Source organism: Streptomyces iakyrus (assembly GCF_000717055.1).
Lineage (GTDB): Bacteria > Actinomycetota > Actinomycetes > Streptomycetales > Streptomycetaceae > Streptomyces > Streptomyces iakyrus.
In genome coordinates this window covers 40,746-64,300 of sequence record NZ_JNXI01000020.1, presented here as the reverse complement: position 1 = coordinate 64,300, position 23,555 = coordinate 40,746, and the positions used below count along the sequence as shown (strand labels likewise).

The 23,555-nt window shown below is 72.8% G+C and carries 18 protein-coding genes; 13 read left to right on the top strand and 5 right to left on the bottom strand.

The features are described from left to right. Window positions 1-15: 15 nt before the first annotated feature. The 3 genes from OO68_RS46955 to OO68_RS29350 form a co-directional block, all read right to left on the bottom strand. The gene (locus OO68_RS46955; protein WP_167345923.1) at window positions 16-2,208 is read right to left on the bottom strand and encodes a hypothetical protein; all 2,193 of its coding nucleotides are present in this window, start codon (window positions 2,206-2,208) and stop codon (window positions 16-18) included. Then, window positions 2,205-2,888 carry an ABC transporter ATP-binding protein gene (locus tag OO68_RS29355; protein ID WP_033312204.1) on the bottom strand — a complete coding sequence of 228 codons (684 nt, stop codon included), beginning with the start codon at window positions 2,886-2,888 and terminating at the stop codon, window positions 2,205-2,207. The genes OO68_RS46955 and OO68_RS29355 overlap by 4 nt, the downstream gene beginning before the upstream one ends. Before the next feature lie 81 nt (window positions 2,889-2,969). After that, the gene (locus OO68_RS29350; protein WP_157852759.1) at window positions 2,970-3,344 is read right to left on the bottom strand and encodes a hypothetical protein; all 375 of its coding nucleotides are present in this window, start codon (window positions 3,342-3,344) and stop codon (window positions 2,970-2,972) included. A gap of 211 nt (window positions 3,345-3,555) precedes the next feature. Here OO68_RS29350 and OO68_RS29345 point away from each other — a divergent pair, with 211 nt between their 5' ends. Further along, window positions 3,556-4,227: a formylglycine-generating enzyme family protein gene (locus tag OO68_RS29345; protein WP_106974452.1), complete on the top strand. Its 672-nt coding sequence runs from the start codon at window positions 3,556-3,558 to the stop codon at window positions 4,225-4,227. Window positions 4,228-4,286: 59 nt separating this feature from the next. On the opposite strand, the gene serC is transcribed toward OO68_RS29345, so the two are convergent. After that, window positions 4,287-5,405, bottom strand: coding sequence for a phosphoserine transaminase (serC, locus tag OO68_RS29340; protein WP_033312201.1), 1,119 nt, complete (start codon window positions 5,403-5,405; stop codon window positions 4,287-4,289). A gap of 72 nt (window positions 5,406-5,477) precedes the next feature. Then, window positions 5,478-6,827, bottom strand: coding sequence for a glycoside hydrolase family protein (locus OO68_RS29335; RefSeq protein ID WP_033312200.1), 1,350 nt, complete (start codon window positions 6,825-6,827; stop codon window positions 5,478-5,480). A 206-nt stretch (window positions 6,828-7,033) separates the two neighbouring features. On the opposite strand from OO68_RS29335, the gene OO68_RS29330 reads away from it, so the two are divergent. From OO68_RS29330 to OO68_RS29275, 12 genes are all read left to right on the top strand, one after another. Beyond that, on the top strand, window positions 7,034-8,053 hold the full coding sequence (locus OO68_RS29330; protein ID WP_033312199.1) for a LacI family DNA-binding transcriptional regulator: 1,020 nt from the start codon (window positions 7,034-7,036) through the stop codon (window positions 8,051-8,053). An 83-nt stretch (window positions 8,054-8,136) separates the two neighbouring features. Further along, the gene (locus OO68_RS29325; protein ID WP_033312198.1) at window positions 8,137-9,480 is read left to right on the top strand and encodes an ABC transporter substrate-binding protein; all 1,344 of its coding nucleotides are present in this window, start codon (window positions 8,137-8,139) and stop codon (window positions 9,478-9,480) included. A gap of 95 nt (window positions 9,481-9,575) precedes the next feature. Further along, window positions 9,576-10,568, top strand: a complete 993-nt coding sequence (locus tag OO68_RS29320) for a carbohydrate ABC transporter permease (protein WP_033312197.1) — start codon at window positions 9,576-9,578, stop codon at window positions 10,566-10,568. Window positions 10,569-10,575: 7 nt separating this feature from the next. Further along, window positions 10,576-11,418 (top strand): carbohydrate ABC transporter permease, encoded by an 843-nt coding sequence (locus OO68_RS29315; RefSeq protein ID WP_033312196.1) that lies wholly within the window; start codon window positions 10,576-10,578, stop codon window positions 11,416-11,418. Between the two features lie 22 nt (window positions 11,419-11,440). Then, complete coding sequence (locus OO68_RS29310; protein ID WP_033312195.1) at window positions 11,441-14,326, top strand: FAD-binding and (Fe-S)-binding domain-containing protein; 2,886 nt, start codon at window positions 11,441-11,443, stop codon at window positions 14,324-14,326. Between the two features lie 120 nt (window positions 14,327-14,446). Then, window positions 14,447-15,583, top strand: a complete 1,137-nt coding sequence (locus OO68_RS29305) for a lipid II:glycine glycyltransferase FemX (RefSeq protein ID WP_033312194.1) — start codon at window positions 14,447-14,449, stop codon at window positions 15,581-15,583. A gap of 161 nt (window positions 15,584-15,744) precedes the next feature. Next, on the top strand, window positions 15,745-16,704 hold the full coding sequence (locus tag OO68_RS29300) for an EamA family transporter (protein WP_033312193.1): 960 nt from the start codon (window positions 15,745-15,747) through the stop codon (window positions 16,702-16,704). 72 nt (window positions 16,705-16,776) lie between these two features. After that, entirely contained in the window at window positions 16,777-17,379 is a 603-nt protein-coding gene (locus tag OO68_RS29295) for a DinB family protein (RefSeq protein ID WP_033312192.1), read from the top strand. Window positions 17,380-17,581: 202 nt separating this feature from the next. Further along, the gene (locus tag OO68_RS29290) at window positions 17,582-18,376 is read left to right on the top strand and encodes a TIGR03084 family metal-binding protein (RefSeq protein ID WP_033312191.1); all 795 of its coding nucleotides are present in this window, start codon (window positions 17,582-17,584) and stop codon (window positions 18,374-18,376) included. 31 nt (window positions 18,377-18,407) lie between these two features. Then, window positions 18,408-20,078 carry an acyclic terpene utilization AtuA family protein gene (locus tag OO68_RS29285; protein WP_033312190.1) on the top strand — a complete coding sequence of 557 codons (1,671 nt, stop codon included), beginning with the start codon at window positions 18,408-18,410 and terminating at the stop codon, window positions 20,076-20,078. Then, complete coding sequence (locus OO68_RS29280) at window positions 20,075-21,673, top strand: acyl-CoA carboxylase subunit beta (RefSeq protein WP_033312189.1); 1,599 nt, start codon at window positions 20,075-20,077, stop codon at window positions 21,671-21,673. Before OO68_RS29285 ends, OO68_RS29280 begins: the two co-directional genes overlap by 4 nt. A gap of 11 nt (window positions 21,674-21,684) precedes the next feature. Then, entirely contained in the window at window positions 21,685-23,535 is a 1,851-nt protein-coding gene (locus OO68_RS29275; protein WP_033312188.1) for an acetyl/propionyl/methylcrotonyl-CoA carboxylase subunit alpha, read from the top strand. Window positions 23,536-23,555: the final 20 nt, after the last annotated feature.

Here is a 23,555-nt window from a genome sequence, read left to right as displayed (position 1 = left end):
GAGGGCCCGGGCCGGTCAGTCGGCGCCCGGTCTCCAGCTCCTGGCCCGGGCGACCACTCCCTGGCCTCCCGCGAGGCCGACGCAGACCGCAAGCAGCGTGCTCCCCGCCACCGTCACCGCGGTGAGCTCCGGAGCCCAGCGCGCCCCGCCCGTGGTGACCATCGGATATCCGAGGACGGCGGACACGACGGCACCGGCGCAACCGGCCACGCCGATCGGCACGGACAAGTACCACAGTGCGGTGGACCGGAACACGCGTGGGTCTCCCGCCAGGACGCCGACGGGAGCGAGCCGGCTGCCGAAGGCCTGGAACTCCGCCAAGGCGCTGAAGGCGGCGGCGAGTGCGGCCATGAGCATGCCCGCCAGGCCGAGCAGAGTCACCCAGTTCGCGATGGTCTCGTCCAGCAGCGCGCCACCCAGCTGCGCGCCCGCGAGGACGTTGACCAGGGGCGCCGTGCCCAGATGGCGGTAGGCCGCTTCCCGGACCGTGCCGGCGGCCGACGCGTCACCCGGGCGGGAGATCACCACGAGTTTGACCTCGGCGATGCCGCCGCGTCCACCCGTCGTGGGGATGTCGCCGGTGGCGACGCGCAGGTCCGGCGTCCCGGTCTCCCAGCGGCCCAGCTCGCTCAGCCGCCGGTCACCGTCGCGCAGGACGGTGGACCGGGAGGACGGGCAGGGGAGCTGAACGGCCTTCCAGCTCGCACAGGGACCGGTGAGCACGGCCGGCTCCCGGCGGTCCGGGAGCAGCGCGAACACAGCGCGGCCCTCTCCCAGGTCCGCTTGGAACGCCTTGATGTGCGAGGCCGGCTGGATACGGCTTCTGACGATCAGGACGCTGTCCCCCAGGGCGTCGAAAGTCTGCCTGGCCTCGGTGGCCGCCACCGTGGTCCGGCTCACCCACAGCTGCACCTGGCTGACCAGCCCCAGGCCCACCACGACGGCGACGACCAGGCGCGCGATGACTCCCGGGTACGCGTGCAGCCAGCGGCCGGCGATGAGCCCACCCGGATACTGCTTCGCGATGGACCGGCCGGCCAGCCGGCGCCCGAGGGCCGTCATCGCCCAGGCGATCAGCGAGGGCAGGGTCGCGAGCGTCAGGACGATGCCGATCGCGTACTGCACGATGCTGACGCGGTAGTCCGGAGCCAGCGGCCCGAGATCGACCGGCATCGCCAGCACGAGGCCGAGCGCGCACAGCACCGCGTAACGCCGCTTCACCCGGCCCTCGGTCAGCGTCCGGGGGGAGCGGCCGTCCCCCTTTTTCCGGTGCAGCAGCACCGAGGCAACCAGCACTCCGGCCGCCGCGCCGGCCGCGCCGAGGAGGACGGCCGGCAGCCAGGCGCGAACGGCCGCCGCCGAGAGCGTGTAGCCGGTGAGCGGAACGGCGACATCGGTGTACGCCGCCGCCAGGAGCGGCACCGTCCCGATCAGGGCACCTGCCCCCACCGGCCACAGGGCTTCGCCCGCGCACACCAGGGCCCGGTGCCGCCACGTGCCGCCGAGCGCGTCGAGCAAAGCCGTACGACGGTCGCGTGCGGCGGAACCGGAGCGCAGGGCCACCACGGTCAGGACGGCGGCCGGAAGGCCCAGGAAGCCGAGGACGGCCGCCATGAACGCATCGGCGTCGACCACGCCGATCGAGTCCCCGAACGGTGTGGGATCGGGGTCGCCGAAGCCGGAGATCTCCATCGTCTCGTCCCACTCAGGGGATTTGGCGGCCGTCGGTCTGACGTAGACCAGGCGCTCCGAGGGAGAGGTGAGACCTTCGGCGGAGATCCTCCCGGCGTCCCGTCCGTAACGGTCGGAGATCCCCTCCCGCTGCCCTGCCGCCGCGAGCGCCGGGGAGAGCACGGCCTCCCCCGGCCGCGGCCAGGCGGACAGGCCGGGGGGCGGCGGGGCACCGGGGGTCAGCGGTTCGACGAAGATGACACTGTGCTGAAGGCCGCCGACCGTGTCACCGCTCTCCCGCCAGTGGGCGACAGCACGCTCTCCCGGGAACTTGCCGGTGAACCGGGGTGCTCTCGCCTGGGCGTGGCTCTGCTCCGCGCTGTCCGCCGCCATGGTGATGACGGTCGTGCCGGCGGTGCAGCACAGGAACGCGGTGGCCAGGGCCAGCGCGAGACTACGCAGCCGGTGCCCCGGACCGCCCTTGGAGGCTCGTAGCCCCATGGCCATCAGCTGCCGTGTGAGGCCTCGCCCGTTCATCCGCCCCACGTCGGAGCCCCCATGCTGATCCGCCCGTCCGTGATCCGTGCGACGCGCTCGGCGCCGAGTGCCACGTTCTGGTCGTGCGTGACGAGCAGCAGCCCGCAGCCCCATCGGGAGGGCAGCGAGTAGAGCAGCTGACTGACCCGATCGCGGTTGTCGTCATCGAGTGCGCCGGTGGGTTCGTCGGCCAGGATCAGGGAGGGCCTGTTGACCAGGGCCCGGGCGATCGCCACCCGCTGGCGCTCCCCGCCGGACAGCGATCCCGACGCCACCGAGGTGTCCGGGATGCCGAGGTCGTGAAGGAGTTCTTCGGCGGCGCTCCGGCCGCGGGAGCTTCGCACTCCGCCCAGCATGGCGGCGAGCATGACGTTCTCCAGAGCCGTCAGCTCCGGGAGCAGTTCGCCGAACTGGAAGACCATGCCGATGTGGCGTGACCGGTGGCGTGCTCTGGCGCCGGCCCGCAGGGAGGTGACGTCCGCGCCCGCCACCTCGATGGTCCCGCTGTCCGGGCTGATGAGCCCCAGGACGCACGAGAGCAGCGTGCTCTTCCCGCTGCCGCTGGGTCCGGTCAACGCGACGGACTCGCCCTCCGCGATGGTGAGATCGACGCCGCTGAGCAGCACACGGTCGGCCAGTTCGAGCCGGACGTCACGCAGGTGGAGGACGGGATTGCGCACAGGAGTTCCTTGCGAGGAAGGCAGTGGTCGAACACGAGAACGCGCCCGTCGCCATGACGGCGACGGGCGCACGGAAGTCGCTCAGATCCGGTAGGCCCAGGAACCGCACGCGTCCGGCTTGGCGAACTGCTGCTCACAGACGCGGATCTTGTTGAGGATCGCGCCCTCGCCGGTCCTCACGCAGTTGTCCGGTCCGGCGCCGTTCTTGTCCCAGAGGTGACTCGAATCGTTGTCGTAGACGCGGAAGTACTCGCCTTCCACCGCGTTCGTGTCGGCCTCCATGTCGCAGACGCGCAGGCGGCGGTCACCTTCGAAGCCCTTGGCGTTGTCGTCACCCTGCCAGGCCTCGATGTAGGCGAACGCCGGGCTGCTGCCGACGCTCACGCCGAGGGCGAGAGTCGCGCCGGCCACCGCGAGGGCGAGGCGCCCGGCCCTACTGGTTATTCGAGTCATCATCTGTTCCGTCCCTCCCCCGGAGGATCGATTCCTCCAGGACTTCACCCGTACTGCCCAGGGCCCCCGGCCCGGAGCGAAAGGATCATGACAGGCCGCCCACCGGTTGTCCACTTGATAGGTTCACAACATCCCTGGGCAGCCCGTGACTTGGAGCGGCCGACGGCCACCCGGGGTACCAGGGCTCGGCGTTGGGGGCGATGTGCCGAACGACTTGCGGACGGTCCCGGCGGGCTCTGTCACGCTGTCCGACCGGCGGACCGAGCGCAGCTGGACGGTCGAGGTGGCGTCGTTCCGCATGTCGGCGGTGCCGGTCACCCAGGCCTGGTACGCCGAGGTCACCGGGGAGCGTCCGAGCGCGGCCCGGGGTGAGCTGCTGCCCGTGGAGGGCGTGTCCTGGTGGGACGCGATCCGGTTCTGCAACGCCGCGTCCCGGCGCGAGGGACTGACCCCCGCGTACGAGGTGCGGCCGGGGGACGGGGAGGCCGGCTGGGACACCACCGCCGACGGCTACCGGCTGCCGACCGAGGCCGAGTGGGAACACGCCTGCCGCGCCGGCGGCACCGGCCCCCGCTACGGCCCGCTCGACGAGATCGCCTGGTACCGCGGCAACGCGGACGACCGCATCCACCCCGTGGGCGGCAAGCAGCCCAACGCCTGGGGCCTGTACGACATGCTGGGCAACGTGTGGAACTGGTGCTGGGACCTCTACGACGCCGAGGTCTACGGCACCTACCGGGTGCTGCGCGGCGGCGGCTGGTCCGACGAGCACTGGAGCTGCCGCGCCTCGGTACGCCGCCGGAGCCACCCGACGTTCCGGATCGACGACGTGGGGTTCCGCGTGGCGCGCTCGACGCCGGCTGCCACGGGCGCGCGGCCGGTCTGAGCACGAGCGAGGGGCGCCCCGCACGAGCAGGGCGCCCCCAGGTCACTCAGGCGAGAAGGTCAGAGCTTCTCGATCACGTAGTCGACGCACTTGGTGAGCGCCTCGATGTCCGCCGGGTCGATCGCCGGGAACATCGCGACGCGCAGCTGGTTGCGGCCGAGCTTGCGGTACGGCTCGGTGTCGACGACGCCGTTGGCGCGCAGGACCTTGGCGACGGCGGCGGCGTCGACCTCGTCGGTGAAGTCGATCGTGCCGATGACCTGCGAGCGCTTGGCCGGGTCCGTGACGAACGGGTTGGCGTACTTGATGTCCTCGGCCCAGCCGTAGAGCGTGCGGGCGGAGGTCGCCGTGCGCCGGACCGACCAGTCCAGGCCGCCCTGGCCGTTGATCCACTCCAGCTGCTGGTTCAACAGGAAGAGGGTCGCGAGGGCCGGCGTGTTGTACGTCTGGTTCTTGCGGGAGTTGTCGATCGCAGTCGGCAGCGAGAAGAACTCCGGGACGTGGCGGCCGGACGCGTGGACACGCTCCGCGCGCTCGATCGCGGCCGGGGAGAAGACGCCGATCCACAGGCCGCCGTCGGAGGCGAAGGACTTCTGCGGGGCGAAGTAGTAGACGTCCGTCTCGGCGATGTCGACCGGCAGGCCGCCCGCGCCGGAGGTGGCGTCCACCAGGACCAGGGAGCCCTCGTCGGCACCGGCCACGCGCTTGATCGGCATGGCGACACCGGTCGAGGTCTCGTTGTGGGTGAACGCGTAGACGTCCACGCCCGCCTCGGCGACCGCCTCCGGGTGGGTGCCCGGGTCGGCGGAGATGACGTCCGGCTCGGCCAGCCACGGGGCGAGCTTGGCGGCCTTGGCGAACTTGGAGGAGAACTCGCCGAAGCTGAGGTGCTGCGACTTGTTCTCGATCAGGCCGTGGGTCGCCACGTCCCAGAACGCGGTGGAGCCGCCGTTGCCGAGGATCACCTCGTAGCCGTCGGGGAGCTGGAACAGCTCGCTGATGCCTTCGCGCACCTGGCCGACCAGGTTCTTGACCGGAGCCTGGCGGTGGGAGGTGCCGAGCAGGGACGTGCCGGTGGCGGCCAGGGCGTCCAGCGCCTCCACCCGCACCTTGGAGGGGCCCGCGCCGAATCGACCGTCGGCGGGCTTGATGTCAGCAGGAATCTGGATCTCAGCCACGCAGGGGAGCGTAGCCGTTTCCAGAAACCTGGGCGAAACGTCGTCCGTCGGGTGAGACGGGGTGTGGACAGGTCAGTGCGCCGGCGGGCCGGGCCAGACGGCCGAGGCGTCGTCGCGGTGCGGGTCCGGCAGCCGGAGGGGGCGGACGGCGACGGGGCGGGCCACGCCCTCGGTGGTGGCCGTCCAGGGAGCGGGGCGGCCGGAGTAGCACAGGGTCGTGAGGACGAAGACGCCGTCGGCGTAGACCTCGACGTACTCACCGACGGTGAGAATGCGCAGCGAGACGGCGGGTTCCTGTAGGCGGCTCTCGCCGAGCGGGGTGCCGTCGGGGCCGGTGACCCAGAGTTCCTTGCCGTCGCAGCCGACCGTGAGCGCGGGCCGGTCCCGGTCGGAGACATGCGTGCGCAGGGTGATCTCGGTGCGGCCGCAGAGGCCGACGTCGCCGACCGCGTGCAGGAGGGCCTCGTGCGTCTCCCCGCCGAGCCAGGGGTCGAGGCCCGGCCACCACTCCAGGCGCGGTGCCGAATCCGCCGGCACGGCAAGGGACTTGGGCTGGGCGAGCATGCCGCGGCAGCGCTCGCCGGTGTCGCTGAGCCCGACGCGGCGCGGGGTGGTGTGCAGCACGACGCGTGAGCCGTCGGGGGCGGCGACGACGCGCGGGGCGTACGCGCCCGTCGGGCCGAGCGGGCCCCGGCGGGTCCACGGGCCACGCAGGCGCGGAGCGGTCCACGCCTCGAAGCCCCGGGTGGCGCCGATGGAGCCGAGGAGCAGCCAGCCGCCGTCGTCGAGGCGTTCGAGGACCGGGCACTCGAACTCGTCGACGTCGCCGGGGGAGACCAGCGGCGGCTGGACGGTCCAGTGCTCCAGGTCGTCGGAGGTCGCCCAGGCGACGCACCCGCTGACCTCGACGGGCAGGGACGCGTCGGCGGCGCAGACCACCATCACCCAGCCGTCGGACTCGTCGTCGCGCACGACGAAGGGGTCGCGCCAGCCCATGCGTTCGCCGGTGCGGTACCAGCGGCCGTCCGCCTCGACGACCGGCCCCGTGCCGTGGCGGCGCCAGCCGGTGCCGTCGGTGCGCTCGGAGCGGGCCAGGCCGATCGACTGCAGGGGCCAGCCGTCCGGGGTGAGTCCGGAGACGGCGGTGTAGAGCATCGCCATGCCGGGCTCGTGCGGGAAGGCGTGCATGGTCCACACCGCCTGCTGGTCGAAGCGGCCCGGCAGGCCGTTGCCGAAGGCCGTGCCCTGCGGCTCCCAGCGGACCAGGTCGGCGGAGGTGGCCCTGCCGTACGAGGTCTCCATGCGCAGGTGGTCGAACTCCGCCGTCCACGGGCCCTGGAGGTGCAGCACGGTGTAGGTGCCGTCCGCGTGGCGCAGGAGGTCGAAGTCGTTCACGCAGAGACCGGGCGGCGCGTATCGCATGGACAGGTCCTGTCTGCCGGCAGCGGCACTCAAACGTGTGCGCTGTGATCTTGCTGGGCGGAGTTCCTCTGAGAGTCAGCCGAAGTAAATCTGAACGCAAACGCTTGCGCAACCAGGTGTGCGGGTTTACGGTCTCGTCACTCCCCTCCCGCCGACGTGCTCCGGACCCCCGGCCACGCGGCGCGCACCCGAACAAGGAGCGTCCCGTGACGGTCAGCATCACCGATGTCGCCGAGGCCACCGGGGTCTCGGCGTCCACCGTGTCCCGCGCCCTGCGCGGCCGTCCGGGAGTGTCGGAGGAGATGCGGGCCCGGATCGTCGAGGTCGCCGCCGAACTGGGCTACACCGCCTCGCGCTCGGCCTCCAGCCTGGCCAGCGGACGCACCTACACCATCGGCGTCGTCGTCCCGTACGTCGGCCGCTGGTTCTTCGGCACGGTGCTGGACGCGGCCGAGAAGGTCTTCAGCGCCGCCGGCTACGACGTCCTGCTGTACAACCTCGGTTCACCGGAGGCGCGCAAGCGCTTCTTCACCAAGCTGCCGATCCGCAAGCGGGTCGACGCCGTGCTGTCCCTGCTGATCCCGGACCCGGAGGAGGCCGCCGCCCTGTGCTCCCTCGGTGTTCCGCTGGCGACCACGGTCGGCGGCGCCCGGCCCGGTTTCACGGTGGTCGGCATCGACGACCGGGGCGGCGCGGAGAACGCCGTACGGCACCTGGTGAACCTGGGACACCGACGGATCGGCATGATCTCCGGCGCCAGCGAGCCGCTGCACTGGACCACGCCCCTCGACCGCCGGCAGGGCTACCTGGACGTGCTCGCCGACGCCGGGATCGAGCCCGACGCCGCCCTGGAGGCCGACGGCGGTTACACGGTCGAGGGCGGTGAGCGGGCCATGACCGAGCTGCTGGCGCTGCGCCACCCGCCGACCGCCGTGTTCGCCCAGTCCGACGAGATGGCGATGGGCGCGCTGCGCGCCCTGCGCCGGCACCGGCTCAGGGTTCCCGAGGACGTCTCCGTGGTCGGCTTCGACGATCACGAGCTGTCCGAGGTGGTCGGGCTGACCACCGTGGCCCAGCCGGTCGCGGCCCAGGGCCGGGAGGCGGCCCGGCTGCTGCTGGCGCGCCTGGAGGGACCGAACACCGTGTCGCCGCGCCCCGTCGAGATGCCCATCCGCTTCATCCTCCGCGAGACCACCGCCCCGCCGCACACCGGCCGGCAGCGGTAGCCCCACCCCCACCTGTTCCGCCCTCCCCCCCCGACCTTCCCCACGCCCGCGCACCCACCGCACACCCGCTCGGAGGCACCACCATGATCACCGGCCACGGAAAACACCGCCGTACGGGCCTGACGGCCCTCGCCCTGCTGCCGCTGGCCGCACTGGCCGCCTGCGGCGGCGGGGGCGGCGGCACCGACACCTCCGCCGAACAGGGCAGCGGCAAGGGCACCATCAGCGTCTGGGCCCACCAGGGCCAGGCGAGCGAGACGGCCGCGCTGCAGAACGCGGTGAAGTCCTTCAACTCCTCGCAGAACGCCGTCAAGGCCGAGCTGAAGCTGATCCCCGAGAACGACTACACCAAGACCATCACCGCCACCGACGCCTCCGAACTGCCGGACGTGCTGGAGTTCGACGGCCCGACGATGGCGAACTTCGTCTACAACAGCAAGCTCGCCCCGGTCGACGGCCACGTCTCCGCCAAGACCCTCGGCAACGCCACGGACGCGATCAAGGCGCAGGGCGAGATCGGCGGCAAGCACTACGGCCTGGGCATGTTCGACGCCGGGCTCGGCCTGTACGCCAACAAGAAGCTGCTGGACGCGGCCGGCGTGAAGTACCCGACGAGCGTGGACGACGCCTGGACCGCCGAGGAGTTCGGCAAGGCCCTGGGGGCGCTGAAGGGCGAGGACTCCGACGGCAAGGTCCTCGACATATCCGAGCAGTACGGCCTGGCCTCCGAGTGGGGCACCTTCGGCTTCTCCCCGGTCGTCTTCTCGGCCGGCGGCGGGCTGCTGAAGGACGGCAAGGCCGAAGGCGCCCTCGACAGTCCGAAGGTCGTCTCCGCGATGAAGACCTTCCAGTCCTGGAAGACCTACGTCGACCCCAACACCGACGGCAACGCCTTCGCCCAGGGCAAGGTGGCGCTGAGCTGGGTCGGCCACTGGAACTACCCCGCCTACAGCAAGGCCCTCGGTGACGACCTCGTCGTCCTGCCGCTGCCGGACTTCGGCAACGGCCCCAAGACCGGCCAGGGCTCGTGGGCCTGGGGCATCGGCGCCGACAGCAAGAACGGCAAGGCCGCCGGCACCTTCCTGGACTACCTGCTGAACGACACCAACGTCGGCGCGATGACGAAGGCCAACGGCGCAGTGCCCGCGACCAAGTCCGCCCTCGCCAAGAGCGAGCTGTACAAGAAGGGCGGCCCGCTCCAGCTCTTCGCCGACCAGCTGGCCAAGCCCTGCGGCGACAGCGACATCACCTCCTCCTGCGTCGCCGTCACCCGCCCGGTGACCGCCGGATACCCCACCGTCACCGCCAAGTTCAACACGGCCCTGAACTCGATCTACGGCGGCGCCGACCCCGAGGAAGCCCTGCGGAAGGCCGCCCGCGCCATCGACAGGGACTTCACCGACAACGCCGGCTACGAGATCCCGTAACCCGCAGGACGTATCGGCCCGGGCGGGCCGCCGTCGACGTGGTGACACAGCCATGGACCGACCGCGCCCGCCCCGCCGGGAAGAGGACCCCTGTCGTGAAAACCGTGGAACCCGCGCACGCCGCGGCCCCAGGCCGGGCGCAGGCCGTCTCGTCCGCGTCCCCCGCCAAGCCCCCGCGTCCCGCGCGCGGCAACCGTGACCGGCTGCACGGGCTGCTGATGGCCGCCCCGGCCGTCGGCGGGCTGATCGCCTTCGTCGGCATCCCGTTCGGCTACGCCGTGGTGCTCTCCTTCTACAACGTCCGCCTCGGCTCACCGCTGGAGCCCGCGTTCTTCGGCGTGGAGCACTACCGGCGGCTGTTCACCGACCCCGATCTGTCCGGCCCGTTCCTGCGGGCGCTGCTGAACAACCTGACCTTCGCCGTGGTCGTCGTACCGCTCCAGACGGGTCTCGCGCTGGCGCTGGCGATCCTGCTCAACCGCAAGCTGAAGGCCATCGGCGTGTTCCGGTCCTTCTTCTTCATGCCGGTGGTCTTCCCGATGGCGCTGGTCGCCGTGATCTGGCGGCTGATCCTCGCCCGAAGCGAGCAGGGCATGCTCAACTCCGCGCTGGACGTTGTCACTTTCGGCAACTGGGGTGCCTTCGACTGGCTCGGCGACGGCCTCACCGCGATGGGCTCGATCATCGTGCTGTCGGTGTGGCAGGGCGTCGGCTTCCAGATGGTCATCCTGCTGGCCGGACTCCAGCAGATCCCGGGCGAGCTCTACGAGGCCTCCCAGCTGGACCGGGCCTCGCGCTGGCAGCAGTTCCGGCACGTCACCCTGCCCGGCATCCGCGGCACCCTCGTCTTCGTCGCGATGCTGACCTCGGTGCTGTCCTTCCGGGTCTTCGACCAGGTGTACATCCTCATCCGCGGCGGCGGCCTGGACGAGGACGCCACGCGCACGGTGATGTACCAGGCCGTCACCACGGCCTTCGACCAGAACAACATCGGCCAGGCCTCGGCCGTCACGGTGGTGTTCTTCCTGATCGTCGTCGCCCTGACCATCGTCCAGCGCCGCGTCGTCCGGCCCGACAACGAGGACTGACCCACCCATGGCCATGACCCGTACGCCCGTACGCCGTGTCCTCGACTACACCGTCCTGAGCGTCCTGGCGTTCGTCTTCGCCCTCCCCGCGCTCTACCTCTTCCTCGGCAGCCTCAAGCCGTCCGACGAGGTCCTCAACGGCCTGTCCGGCTTCCTGCCCACCCACCTCTCCTTCGACAACTACGCGGCCGTCCTCGACAGCCTGAACTCCGACAGCACCGGCTACTTCTGGCAGTTCATGGGCGTGTCGGTGCTGCTGTCGTTCGTGGTCGTGACGGGCGGGCTGATCGTCAACTCGATGGCGGCCTACGGGCTGACGCGGCTGAAGTGGCGGGGGCAGAACGCGGTGTTCACCCTCGTCCTGCTGCTGATGCTGATCCCGTTCGAGTCGGTGGCGGTGCCGCTGTTCTACATGTTCAACGGCCAGCGCAACACCCTGTTCATCCAGGCGCTGCCGTTCGTCGCCAACGCCTTCGCGATCTACCAGTTCCACACGTTCTTCAAGAAGATCCCGCCGAGCATCGAGGAGGCGGCCCGGCTGGACGGGGCGGGCCCCTGGCGCACCTTCTTCGCGATCATCGTGCCGATGTCCCGGCCGGTCTTCGCCTCGGTCGCGATCCTCACCTTCCTGATCCAGTGGGGCTCCTTCCTGTGGCCGGTGCTGATGGTGTCCGACCCGGCCGTGCGCCCCCTGCCGCTGGAGATGAGCGTCTTCCAGGGCCAGCAGCCCCCGGACTGGGGCCAGATCCTCGCCTTCGGCGTGCTGCTGGTGCTGCCCGTGCTGATCGTCTTCGCGTTCTTCCAGCGCTGGTTCGTGGAGGGTGTGGCCAGCTCCGCCGTCAAGGGCTGAGGCTCCGGGGCATGCTGGACGCATGACGGATCTCGAAGCGCGGTTGCGTGCCGTCGTCCGGGGTGACGTCGGGTTCGACGTCACCTCCCGGGCGCTGACGACCATGGACGCGTCCAACTACCGGCGGGTCCCGGTGGGCGTGGTCGCTCCGCGTGACGCCGACGACGTGGCGGCGGTGCTCGCGGTGTGCCGGGAGCGCGGGGTGCCCGTGGTCGCCCGGGGCGGAGGCACCTCCATCGCCGGGCAGGCCACCGGCACCGGTGTCGTCCTGGACTTCACCCGGCACATGAACCGGCTGGTCGCCCTGGATCCCGAGGCGCGGACGGCCGTGGTGCAGCCGGGGCTGGTGCTGGACCGGCTCCAGGAGGCCGCCGCCCCGCACGGCCTGCGGTTCGGCCCCGACCCCTCCACCCACAGCCGTTGCACGCTCGGCGGCATGATCGGCAACAACGCGTGCGGCTCGCACTCGGTGGCGTGGGGCACGACCGCGGACAGTGTGCGGGAGCTGGACGTCGTCACCGCGCGGGGCGAGCGGCTGCGGCTCGGGCGGCACTGGGCGGGGGCGCCGGACGGGCTGCGCGCCCTGGCCGAGGAGGAGTCGGCGCGTCTGCGCACCGGCTTCCCCGACCTGCCCCGCCGCATCTCCGGCTACGCCCTGGACGCCCTGCTGCCCGAGCGGGGCGCCGATGTGGCCCGCTCCTTCTGCGGTTCGGAGGGCACCCTCGGCGTGCTGACGGAGGCGGTCGTACGCCTCGTCGAAGCGCCCCGCGCGCGGGCGCTGGCCGTGCTGGGCTACGCCGACGAGAGCGCTGCGGCGGAGGCCGCGGCGGGGCTCCTGCCGCTCCGGGCGCTGACCGTGGAGGGCATGGCGGCGGACCTGGTGCCGTCCCCGGAGGCGCTGCCGCGGGGCGGGGCCTGGCTGTTCGTGGAGACCGGCGGGGAGTCGGAGGCCGAGGCACGCGCGCGTGCGGAGGCGATCGTGCGGGCCGCCGACATCGTGGACGCGCTCGTGGTCACCGACCCGGCGGGGCAGCGCGCGCTGTGGCGGATCCGGGAGGACGCGAGCGGTACGGCGACCCGGATGCCCGACGGGACCGAGGCGTGGCCGGGCTGGGAGGACTGCGCGGTGCCGCCCGCCCGGCTGGGGGCGTACCTGCGGGACTTCCGGTCGCTGATGGCGGCGCACGGGCTGCGCGGCACGCCGTACGGGCACTTCGGGGACGGCTGCATCCACGTCCGGATCGACTTCGACCTGCTCACCGAGGCGGGAGTCGCCCGTTTCCGCCGCTTCTCGGAGGAGCTCGCCGAGCTGGTGGTGGCACACGGCGGCTCACTGTCCGGGGAGCACGGGGACGGGCAGGCGCGGGCGGAGCTGCTGCCGAAGATGTACGGGGCCGAGATGGTGGGCCTGTTCGAGCGGGCCAAGGGCGTGTGGGACCCGGACGACCTGCTCAACCCCGGGATGCTCGTCCGCCCCGCGCCCCTCGACTCCGGCCTGCGCTTCTCGGTCCTGCCCCGCGAACCGGTCGACGTCGCCTTCGGTTATCCCACCGACGGCGGCGACTTCCCGGCCGCGGTGCGGCGCTGCGTGGGCGTCGCCAAGTGCCGTACGACGTCGGTGTCCGGCCCGGGCGTCATGTGCCCGTCCTTCCGGGCGACGGGCGCGGAGGAGCACTCCACGCGCGGGCGGGCCCGGCTCCTGCACGAGATGCTCGCCGGTGAGGTGGTGACGGACGGCTGGCGCTCGACCGAGGTCCGGGACGCGCTGGACCTGTGCCTGTCCTGCAAGGGCTGCCGGTCGGACTGCCCGGTCGGGGTCGACATGGCCACCTACAAGGCGGAGTTCCTGCACCACCACTACGCCGGGCGGCGCCGGCCCGCCGCGCACCACTCCATGGGCCGGCTGCCCGTGTGGCTCCGGGCGGTGGCCCGCACGCACACGGCGTGGCTGGTCAACGCCCTGGCAGCGGTACGGCCCGTCGCGTGGGCGGCGAAGCGGCTGGGCGGCATCGCGCCCGAGCGGGAGCTCCCGCGGGTGGCCCGGCGGACGTTCAGCCGGTGGTGGGAGCGGCGGCGGGCGCACCGCCCGGCCCCGCAGGGCGACGTGGTCGTCCTGTGGCCCGACACCTTCACCGAGCACCTCTCCCCGGCCGTGGGCCGGGCGGCCGTACGGGTCCTGGAGGCGGCCGGGCTGCGGGTGGCGCTGCCGCCGACCGTGCACCTGGCGAAGCCGCCCGTGGGGGACGGCAGGACCGTCGCCCTCGACCCGCTGACCCTGCTGCGCGGCCGGGGGCGGGTCTGCTGCGGGCTGACGTACGTGTCGACGGGCCAGCTGGACCGGGCCCGGGCCGTCATGCGCCGCACCCTGGACCTGATGGAACCGGTGCTGGAGACCGACGCGCCGGTCGTGGTCCTGGAGCCGAGCTGCGCGGCTGCCCTGCGCACGGACGTCCCCGAGCTGCTGCACGACGATCCGCGCGCGGCCCGTCTGGCGGCGAAGGTCCTCACCTTCGCAGAGACGCTGGAGCGCCACGCCCCCGGCTGGAGGCCGCCGCGCGTGTCCCGCCCGGTGGCCGGGCAGACCCACTGCCACCAGCACGCGGTGCTCGGCGACGCCGCCGACCGCCGGCTGCGGGAAGCGGCCCGGCTCACCGGCGAACTGAGCGGCGGCTGCTGCGGTCTCGCGGGGAACTTCGGCTTCGAGAAGGGCCACTACGAGGTGTCCGCCGCCTGCGCGGAGGAACAGCTCCTGCCGTCCGTCCGGGACGCTCCCGACGGCACGGTGGTCCTGGCGGACGGCTTCTCCTGCCGCACCCAGCTCCGGCAGCTGGCGGACGTACGGGGCAGGCATCTCGCGGAGGTGCTGGCCGAAGCGCTCGACGAGAACCCCGGGCGCGACGGCACGTGAGGCGTTCGGGCCACGGGAGGGCGGACCCGAGTGTCTGAACCGGGGGCGGGCCGAAGCCGCTCCTAGGCTCGCGGAACCAGCCACCGCCCGTCGAGGGCCGCTGCTCGAAGGAGCCCGCGCATGAGCGTCCGCGTCCAGCCGATCACCCGTGAGGAGCACCTCGCGTTCGTCACGGCTCGCCCCTCCGCGAGCCACACCCAGGTGCCCTCCTGGGGCGAGGTCAAGCCCGACTGGCGGGCGGAGAGCCTCGGCTGGTTCGACGGCGGCGGACAGCTCGTCGGCGCGGGCCTCGTGCTGCTGCGCCCCCTGCCCGGGCCGCGCCTGCCCGGGCTGCCGCGGTACCTCGCCTACCTTCCCGAGGGCCCGCTGATCGACTGGCAGGAGCCCGGCCTCGAACGGCTGCTGGAGCCCATGCTCGCGCACCTGCGACGGCGGGGCGCCTTCGCGGTGCGGATGGGCCCGCCGGTCGTGGTGCGCCGCTGGAGCGCCGACGCGGTCAAGGCGGCCATCGCGGACCCGGCCGCCCGGCGGCTGCGCGACGTGCGGGCGACGTCGTACGAACCGCGGGCCGGCCGGGTCGCCGACAGCCTGCGCCGGATGGGCTGGCGCCAGTCCGAGGCGTCCGGCGAGGACGGCTTCGCCGCGGGCCAGCCGCGCTACGTCTTCCAGGTGCCGTTCGCCGGCCGGTCGCTCGAGGACATCCACAACGGCCTGAACCAGCAGTGGCGCCGCAACATCAAGAAGGCCGAGAAGGCCGGGGTGAAAGTCGTGCGCGGCGACCTGGAGGACCTGAAGGCCTTCCACGAGCTGTACTGCGAGACCGCCGAGCGGGACCGCTTCGTCCCGCGCCCGCTGCCGTACTTCCAGCGGATGTGGAGCGCGCTCACCGCCGAACACCCGGACCGCATGCGGCTCTACCTCGCCCACCACGACGGCGACGTGCTCGCCGCCGCCACGATGCTGACCGTCGGCGACCACGTCTGGTACTCCTACGGTGCCTCCACCGCCCGCCGCCGCGAGGTTCAGCCGAGCAGCGCCGTGCAGTGGCGCATGATGACCGACGCGCACGAACTCGGCGCCGCCGTCTACGACCTGCGCGGCATCACCGACACCCTGGAGGAGTCCAGCCACCTGCTGGGCCTGCTGCGCTTCAAGGTGGGCACCGGCGGTGAGGCCGTCGAGTACCTCGGCGAATGGGACTACCCGCTCAACCGGCTGCTGTACAAGGCGCTGAACCTGTACCTCGCCCGCCGCTGACATCTCACAGCACGAGACAGAGGCAAAATGGGTTCACGCACCTGACAGAGTCCATTACCCTGGACTGTGCAGTGCATCGGGCTGTACATAGAGTGTATTCCGGTGTACGCACCGCACACGCGCAGCACCCCTGACACCGATCCCGAGCACAGGACCCGCCAGTGACCACGCCGGAGACCGCCACCTCGCCCTCGTCCGCGACCGCCGACGCCACCGCACCGGCCCCCGGCCCGGGTCGGCTCGGCTCCCTCGGACCCGTGGGCCTGGTGCTCGCGGGCGGGATCTCCGTGCAGTTCGGCGGTGCCCTGGCCGTCACGCTCATGCCCAGGGCGGGCGCCCTCGGCGTCGTGGCGCTGCGCCTGCTGGTCGCGGCCGTCGTGCTGCTCCTGGTCTGCCGCCCGCGGCTGCGAGGCCACTCGCGCACCGACTGGGGCACCGTCGTCGTCTTCGGCATCACCATGGCCGCCATGAACGGCCTCTTCTACCAGGCCGTCGCCCGCATCCCGCTGGGTCCCGCGGTGACGCTGGAGGTCCTCGGCCCGCTCGCCCTCTCGGTCTTCGCCTCCCGCCGCGCGATCAACGTCGTCTGGGCGGCGCTGGCCCTCGGTGGCGTCTTCCTCCTGGGCGGGGGAGGCTTCAGCGGCCTCGACCCCACAGGAGCGGCCTTCGCCCTGGGGGCCGGCGCCATGTGGGCGGCCTACATCGTCTTCAGCGCCCGTACGGGCCGCCGCTTCCCGCAGGCGGACGGCTTGGCGCTGGCCATGGCGGTGGGAGCGGTGCTGTTCCTGCCCCTGGGCATCGCCGAGTCGGGGGCGAGGCTGCTCGACCCGGTGACGCTGGGCCTGGGCGCGGCGGTCGCCCTGCTCTCCTCGGTGCTGCCCTACACGCTCGAACTCCTCGCCCTGCGCCGCCTGCCCGCCTCCACCTTCGCGATCCTGATGAGCCTGGAGCCGGCCATCGCCGCGACGGCCGGCTTCCTCATCCTCGACCAGGCCCTCAGCGCCGCCGAGGCAGCCGCGATCGCCCTGGTCGTCGCGGCGAGCATGGGCGCGGTGCGCACCCAGGTGGGCGGCGGGCGCAAGAAGCGCGCGGCGCTGGAAAGCACCGGCCTGGAGGGCTGAGTCGCCCCGCGAGAGGAGCGGCCGCCCGTGCGGTCCGGCCAGGCTGTCAGTGCCGGGTGCCACACTGCGCGCATGACCACACCGGACCCGAAGGCCGACCTCCTCCGCTACCTCCAGGACGCTCGTGACGCCCTGCTGTGGAAGCTCGACGGGCTTTCCGAGTACGACATCCGCCGCCCCCTGACACCGACCGGCACCAACCTGCTCGGGCTGGTCAAACACACCGCCGGAGTGGAGCTGGGGTACTTCGGCGACACCTTCGGCCGGCCCTTCTTCGGCGAGGACCCGCCGCCCTGGTGGTACACGCAGGACGCCGAACCCGAGGCCGACATGTGGGCCACCCCCGACGAGTCACGTGAGGACATCGCCGGGCTGTACCGCCGGGCATGGGAACACGCGGACGCCACGATCGCGGCGCTTCCGCTGGAGGCGACCGGTCACGTCCCCTGGTGGCCCGAGGAGCGGCGCGAGACCACGCTGCACCACATCATGGTGCGCGTGATCGCCGACACCTGCCGTCACGCCGGTCACGCCGACATCGTGCGCGAACTCATCGACGGCGCGGTCGGCCTGACGCCGGGCAAGGACAGCATGGGGCCGGGCGACCGGGCCGGGCGGGAGGCCCACCGGCGCAGGCTGGAGGAGGCGGCGCGGCAAGCGGACGCGGCCGGCTGAGCGCTGAGGCGCCGGACGGGGCACGGGTGAGCCCTGGCGGAGCCTCACCGTCCCGCCTGCCCCGCGGCGCCCGGCACGCTTCCCCGGCTCTCGGCCACCGCAACAATTCATGCAAGCACGCTTGATTGTTTCTGATACCGCTGCCATGCTCCTCAGCACGCCGCACCACCCCGCACACCGCCGTGCCCCGAGGGGAGCGCCCGTGTCCGATCCGACCTCCGTGATCGACGATCTGCACGAGGAGAGCGAGGAACTCGACCGTCTCGTGGCCGGGTTGTCCCCGCTGCGCTGGTCGCTCACGACCCCCGCGCCCGGCTGGACCGTGGCCCACCAGATCGCCCACCTCGCCTGGACCGACCGCTCGGCCCTGCTCGCCGTCACGGACGCCGACGGCTTCCACGCACTGGTCGAGAAGGCCCTCGCCGCGCCCGGCTCCTTCGTCGACGAGGGCGCCGAAGAGGGCGCGGGAGCCCCGCCCGGCGAGCTGCTCGCCCGGTGGCGTGCCGGGCGTACGGCACTGGAGGACGCCCTGCGGGCCGCCCCGCCCGGCGCGCGCTTCCCCTGGTACGGCCCGCCCATGTCGGCCGCCTCCATGGCGACGGCCCGGCTCATGGAGACCTGGGCCCACGGGCAGGACGTGGCCGACGCCCTGGGTGTGGTGCGCCCGCCCACCGACCGGCTGCGGCATGTGGCCTGGCTCGGGGTGCGGACCCGGGACTTCGCCTACGGCGTGCACGGCCTCACCCCGCCCGCCGACCCCTTCCGCGTCGAACTGCGCGCCCCCTCGGGCGACCTGTGGACGTACGGCCCCGAGGACGCCGCGCAGCGCGTCACCGGATCCGCACTCGACTTCTGCCTCCTGGTCACCCAGCGCGCCCACCGCACCGGCCTCGCCCTGCGCGCCGACGGCCCCGACGCCGACCGCTGGCTCGGCATCGCCCAGGCCTTCGCGGGCCCGCCCGGCGGTGGACGCCCGCCGAAGGGGTCCTCCTCGTGACGCCCGAGCGCAGCGGCGAGGAGGCGGCCTCGTGACGACCCTCCGCATCGGCAACGCCTCCGGCTTCTACGGCGACCGCTTCGACGCGATGCGCGAGATGCTCACCGGCGGCGAACTCGACGTCCTCACCGGTGACTACCTCGCCGAGCTGACCATGCTCATCCTCGGCCGCGACCGCCTCAAGGACCCGGCCGGCGGATACGCCCGCACCTTCCTGCGGCAGCTGGAGGACTGCCTCGGTCTCGCGCACGAGCGGGGCGTCCGGATCGTCACCAACGCGGGCGGTCTCAACCCGGCCGGACTCGCCGACGCCGTACGGCGGTTGGCCGGCCGGCTGGGCATCCCCGTGCGCGTCGCCCATGTGACGGGCGACGACCTCACCGCCGCCTACCCCGGCAGCATCGCCGCCCACGCCTACCTCGGCGGCTTCGGCATCGCGGAGTGCCTGCGGGCGGGCGCCGACGTCGTCGTCACCGGCCGGGTGACGGACGCCGCCCTCGTCACCGGGCCGGCCGCCGCCCACTTCGGGTGGAGCCGAGCGGACTACGACCGGCTCGCGGGCGCCGTCGTCGCCGGGCACGTTCTGGAGTGCGGGGCCCAGGCCACCGGCGGCAACTACGCCTTCTTCCGGGAAGGCGACGTCCGCCGCCCCGGCTTCCCGCTCGCCGAGCTGTACGAGGACGGCGGCTGCGTCATCACCAAGCACCCCGGCACCGGCGGCTTCGTCGACACCGGCACGGTCACCGCGCAGCTGCTGTACGAGACGGCCGGTGCCCGGTACGCGGGGCCGGACGTCACCGCCCGGCTGGACACCGTACGGCTGAGCCAGGACGGGCCCGACCGGGTGCGCATCGAGGGCGTGCGCGGAGAGGCACCGCCGCCCGCCCTCAAGGTCGGGCTCAACCGGCTCGGCGGCTTCCGCAACGAGGTCGTCTTCGTGCTCACCGGCCTCGACATCGAGGCCAAGGCCGCCCTGGTGCGGGACCAGATGGAACCCGCCCTCGGCAAGGTCGCCGACGTGCGCTGGGAGCTCGCCCGCACCGACCGCGCCGACGCCCCGAGCGAGGAGACCGCGAGCGCGCTGCTGCGGCTCGTCGTCCGGGACTCCGACCAGGAGGCCGTCGGTCGGGCGCTGAGCGGGGCGGCCGTAGAGCTGGCACTCGCCAGCTACCCCGGCTTCCATGTGTCGGCACCACCCGGAAAGGGCTCGCCGTACGGGGTCTTCGAGGATGTGTACGTCCCTCATGGTGGCGTCGACCATGTGGCCGTCCTCCATGACGGGCGCCGGGTCCCCGTGCCGCCGGCCCACGACACGGCCGTACTCGACGAGGTGCCGCAGCCGCCGCTCCCCGCGCCGCTCCCGCCCGGGCCGGTCACCAGGGCTCCCCTCGGCCTCGTCGCGGGCGCCCGCAGCGGGGACAAGGGCGGCAACGCCAACGTCGGGGTGTGGGCCCGCACGGACGACGCCTGGCGCTGGCTCGCCCACGAGCTGACCGTCGCCCGCTTCCGGGAGCTGATCCCCGAGAGCGGCGGACTGACCGTCGTACGGCACGTGCTGCCGAACCTGCGCGCCCTCAACTTCGTCGTCGAGGGGATCCTCGGCGCCGGCGTCGCCGCGCAGCACCGCTTCGACCCGCAGGCCAAGGCCCTCGGCGAATGGCTGCGCTCCCGCCACCTGGAGATACCGGAGGCCCTGCTGTGACCGTCCTGACCTCCGCCCTGGACCCCAACGACCCGGAGTACCGGGCCAACCGCGAGGCCATGCTCGGCAAGCTCGCCGGACTCGACGCCGAGCACGCCAAGGCCCTCGCGGGCGGCGGCGAGAAGTACGTCGCACGGCACCGGGGGCGCGGCAAGCTCCTCGCCCGCGAGCGCATCGAGCTGCTCCTCGACCCGGACACGCCGTTCCTGGAGCTGTCCCCGCTGGCCGCCTGGGGCAGTGACCACACCGTCGGCGCGTCCCTCGTCACCGGCATCGGGGTCGTGGAGGGCGTCGAGTGCCTGATCACCGCCAACGACCCCACCGTGCGCGGCGGGGCGAGCAACCCCTGGTCGCTGAGGAAGGCCCTGCGCGCCAACGACATCGCCCTCGCCAACCGGCTGCCCGTGATCAGCCTGGTGGAGTCCGGCGGCGCCGACCTGCCGTCCCAGAAGGAGATCTTCATCCCCGGCGGCGCCATCTTCCGCGACCTCACCCGGCTGTCCGCCGCCGGCATCCCGACCGTCGCGGTCGTCTTCGGCAACTCCACCGCGGGCGGCGCCTACGTCCCCGGCATGTCCGACCACGTGATCATGGTCAAGGAGCGGGCGAAGGTGTTCCTCGGCGGCCCGCCGCTGGTGAAGATGGCGACCGGGGAGGAGAGCGACGACGAGTCCCTGGGCGGCGCCGAGATGCACGCCCGCACCTCGGGCCTCGCCGACCACTTCGCCGTCGACGAGCAGGACGCGCTCCGGCAGGCCCGGCGCGTGGTCGCCCGCCTCAACCACCGCAAGGCGTACGGGGATCCGGGCCCCGCCGAGCCGCCCAAGTACGACGCGGAGGAGCTGCTGGGCATCGTCCCCGGCGACCTCAAGAGCCCCTTCGACCCGCGCGAGGTCGTCGCCCGCATCGTCGACGCCTCCGACTTCGACGAGTTCAAGCCGCTGTACGGGACGAGCCTGACCACCGGCTGGGCCACGCTCCACGGCTACCCCGTCGGGGTGCTGGCCAACGCCCGGGGCGTGCTGTTCAGCGAGGAGTCCCAGAAGGCCGCGCAGTTCATCCAGCTCGCCAACCAGCGCGACATCCCGCTGCTGTTCCTGCACAACACCACCGGCTACATGGTCGGCAGGGAGTACGAGCAGGGCGGCATCATCAAGCACGGCGCGATGATGATCAACGCGGTGAGCAACTCGAAGGTCCCGCACCTGTCCGTCCTGCTGGGCGCCTCCTACGGGGCCGGGCACTACGGCATGTGCGGCCGCGCCTACGACCCCCGCTTCCTCTTCGCCTGGCCCAGCGCCAAGTCGGCCGTCATGGGCCCGCAGCAGCTCGCGGGCGTGCTGTCGATCGTCGCCCGCCAGTCCGCCGCCGCCAAGGGCCAGCCCTACGACGAGGAGGCGGACGCCGCGCTGCGCGCCATGGTCGAGCAGCAGATCGAGTCCGAGTCGCTGCCGATGTTCCTGTCGGGGCGGCTCTACGACGACGGCGTCATCGACCCGCGCGACACCCGCACCGTCCTCGGCCTGTGCCTGTCCGCGATCCACACCGCCCCCTACGAGGGCGCCCGCGGCGGCTTCGGCGTCTTCCGGATGTGAGGAAACCCTCAGTGATCACTTCTGTGCTGGTCGCCAACCGGGGCGAGATCGCCTGCCGCGTCTTCCGCACCTGCCACGACCTGGGCATCCGGACCGTCGCCGTGCACTCGGACGCCGACGCGAACGCCCTCCACGCGCGCGTGGCCGACGTGAGCGTACGACTCCCGGGGGAGACCCCCGCCGACACCTACCTGCGCGGCGACCTGATCGTGAAGGCCGCCGTCGCCGCCGGAGCGGACGCCGTGCACCCCGGCTACGGCTTCCTCTCCGAGAACGCCGCCTTCGCCCGGGCCGTCCAGGACGCGGGCCTGGCCTGGATAGGACCGCCCCCGTCGGCGATCGAGGCGATGGCGTCCAAGACCCGCGCCAAGCAGCTCATGGACATCCGGCCCCTCACCGAGGTCACCGAGGCCGACCTGCCCGTGCTGGTCAAGGCGGCGGCGGGCGGCGGCGGCCGCGGCATGCGCGTCGTACGGCACCTGGCGGACCTGGACGCCGAACTGGCCGCCGCCCGAGCCGAAGCGGCGAGTGCCTTCGGCGACGGCGAGGTCTTCGTCGAGCCGTACGTGGAGAACGGCCGCCACGTGGAGGTGCAGATACTCGCCGACACCCACGGCACGATCCGGGCCCTCGGCACCCGCGACTGCTCCCTCCAGCGCCGCCACCAGAAGGTGATCGAGGAGGCCCCGGCACCCGGCCTGTCCGCCGCGCTCGACGAGGAGGTCCGCGCCCTCGCCGTACGGGCCGCCCGGGCCGTCGACTATGTGGGCGCCGGAACGGTCGAGTTCCTCGTCGCCGGCGGCCACGCGCACTTCCTGGAGATGAACACCCGCCTCCAGGTCGAACACCCCGTCACGGAGGCCGTGTTCGGCATCGACCTGGTCGCGGAGCAGATCCGGATCGCCGAGGGCCACCCCCTGGCCGCCGAACCGCCCCGCGCGCGTGGTCACGCCATCGAGGCCCGCCTGTACGCCGAGGACCCCGCCCGCGACTGGTCCCCGCAGACCGGCACCCTGCACCGCCTGTCCGTCCCCGGGCCCGTCCGCCTGGACACCGGCTACACGGACGGCGACGACATCGGCGTCCACTACGACCCCATGCTCGCCAAGGTGGTGGCCCACGCCCCGACCCGCGCGGAGGCCCTCCGCCGACTCGCCACAGCCCTGGAACGCGCCGAGATCCACGGCCCCGTCACCAACCGCGACCTCCTGGTCCGCTCCCTGCGCCACCCCGAGTTCACCGCGGCCCGCATGGACACCGGCTTCTACGACCGCCACCTGCCCGGCCTGACCGAACCGCGCCCCGACCCGCACGCCCCCCTGGCCGCCGCCCTCGCCGACGCCCGGGCCCGCTCCCGCCCCGGCTTCGGCGGCTGGCGCAACGTCCCCTCACAGCCGCAGACCAAGCGCTACCTGATGGCGGGCGAGGAGCACGAGGCCCGCTACCGGCACACGAGGGAGGGCCTGGAGGCGGACGGAGTACGGGTGGTGCACGCCGACAGCGGTCTCGTGATCCTCGACGTGGACGGAGTGCAGCGGAAGTACGAGGTCGCCCGCTACGGAGACCACGTCTACGTCAACACCACGGCCCTGACCGCCCTGCCCCGCTTCCCCGACCCCACCGCCCAGCACGCCCCCGGCTCCCTCCTGGCCCCCATGCCGGGCACGGTCGTCCGCGTCGCCGACGGTCTGACGGCGGGCGTGCCCGTGAAGGCGGGCGAGCCCCTCCTCTGGCTGGAGGCGATGAAGATGCAGCACAAGGTCACCGCACCGGTGACGGGAACGCTGACGGCTTTGCCGGTCACCCCCGGTCAACAGGTGGAGCCGGGCTCACTGCTGGCGGTTGTGACAGAGACCTCTTAGGGGCGCGGGGAACTGCGCGA

Coding starts and splice junctions, on each gene's coding strand:
- OO68_RS46955 (WP_167345923.1), bottom strand. CDS start 2,208: ATGAACGGGCGAGGCCTCACACGGCAGCTGATGGCCATGGGGCTACGA.
- OO68_RS29350 (WP_157852759.1), bottom strand. CDS start 3,344: ATGATGACTCGAATAACCAGTAGGGCCGGGCGCCTCGCCCTCGCGGTG.
- OO68_RS29335 (WP_033312200.1), bottom strand. CDS start 6,827: ATGCGATACGCGCCGCCCGGTCTCTGCGTGAACGACTTCGACCTCCTG.
- OO68_RS29325 (WP_033312198.1), top strand. CDS start 8,137: ATGATCACCGGCCACGGAAAACACCGCCGTACGGGCCTGACGGCCCTC.
- OO68_RS29315 (WP_033312196.1), top strand. CDS start 10,576: ATGGCCATGACCCGTACGCCCGTACGCCGTGTCCTCGACTACACCGTC.
- OO68_RS29310 (WP_033312195.1), top strand. CDS start 11,441: ATGACGGATCTCGAAGCGCGGTTGCGTGCCGTCGTCCGGGGTGACGTC.
- OO68_RS29305 (WP_033312194.1), top strand. CDS start 14,447: ATGAGCGTCCGCGTCCAGCCGATCACCCGTGAGGAGCACCTCGCGTTC.
- OO68_RS29295 (WP_033312192.1), top strand. CDS start 16,777: ATGACCACACCGGACCCGAAGGCCGACCTCCTCCGCTACCTCCAGGAC.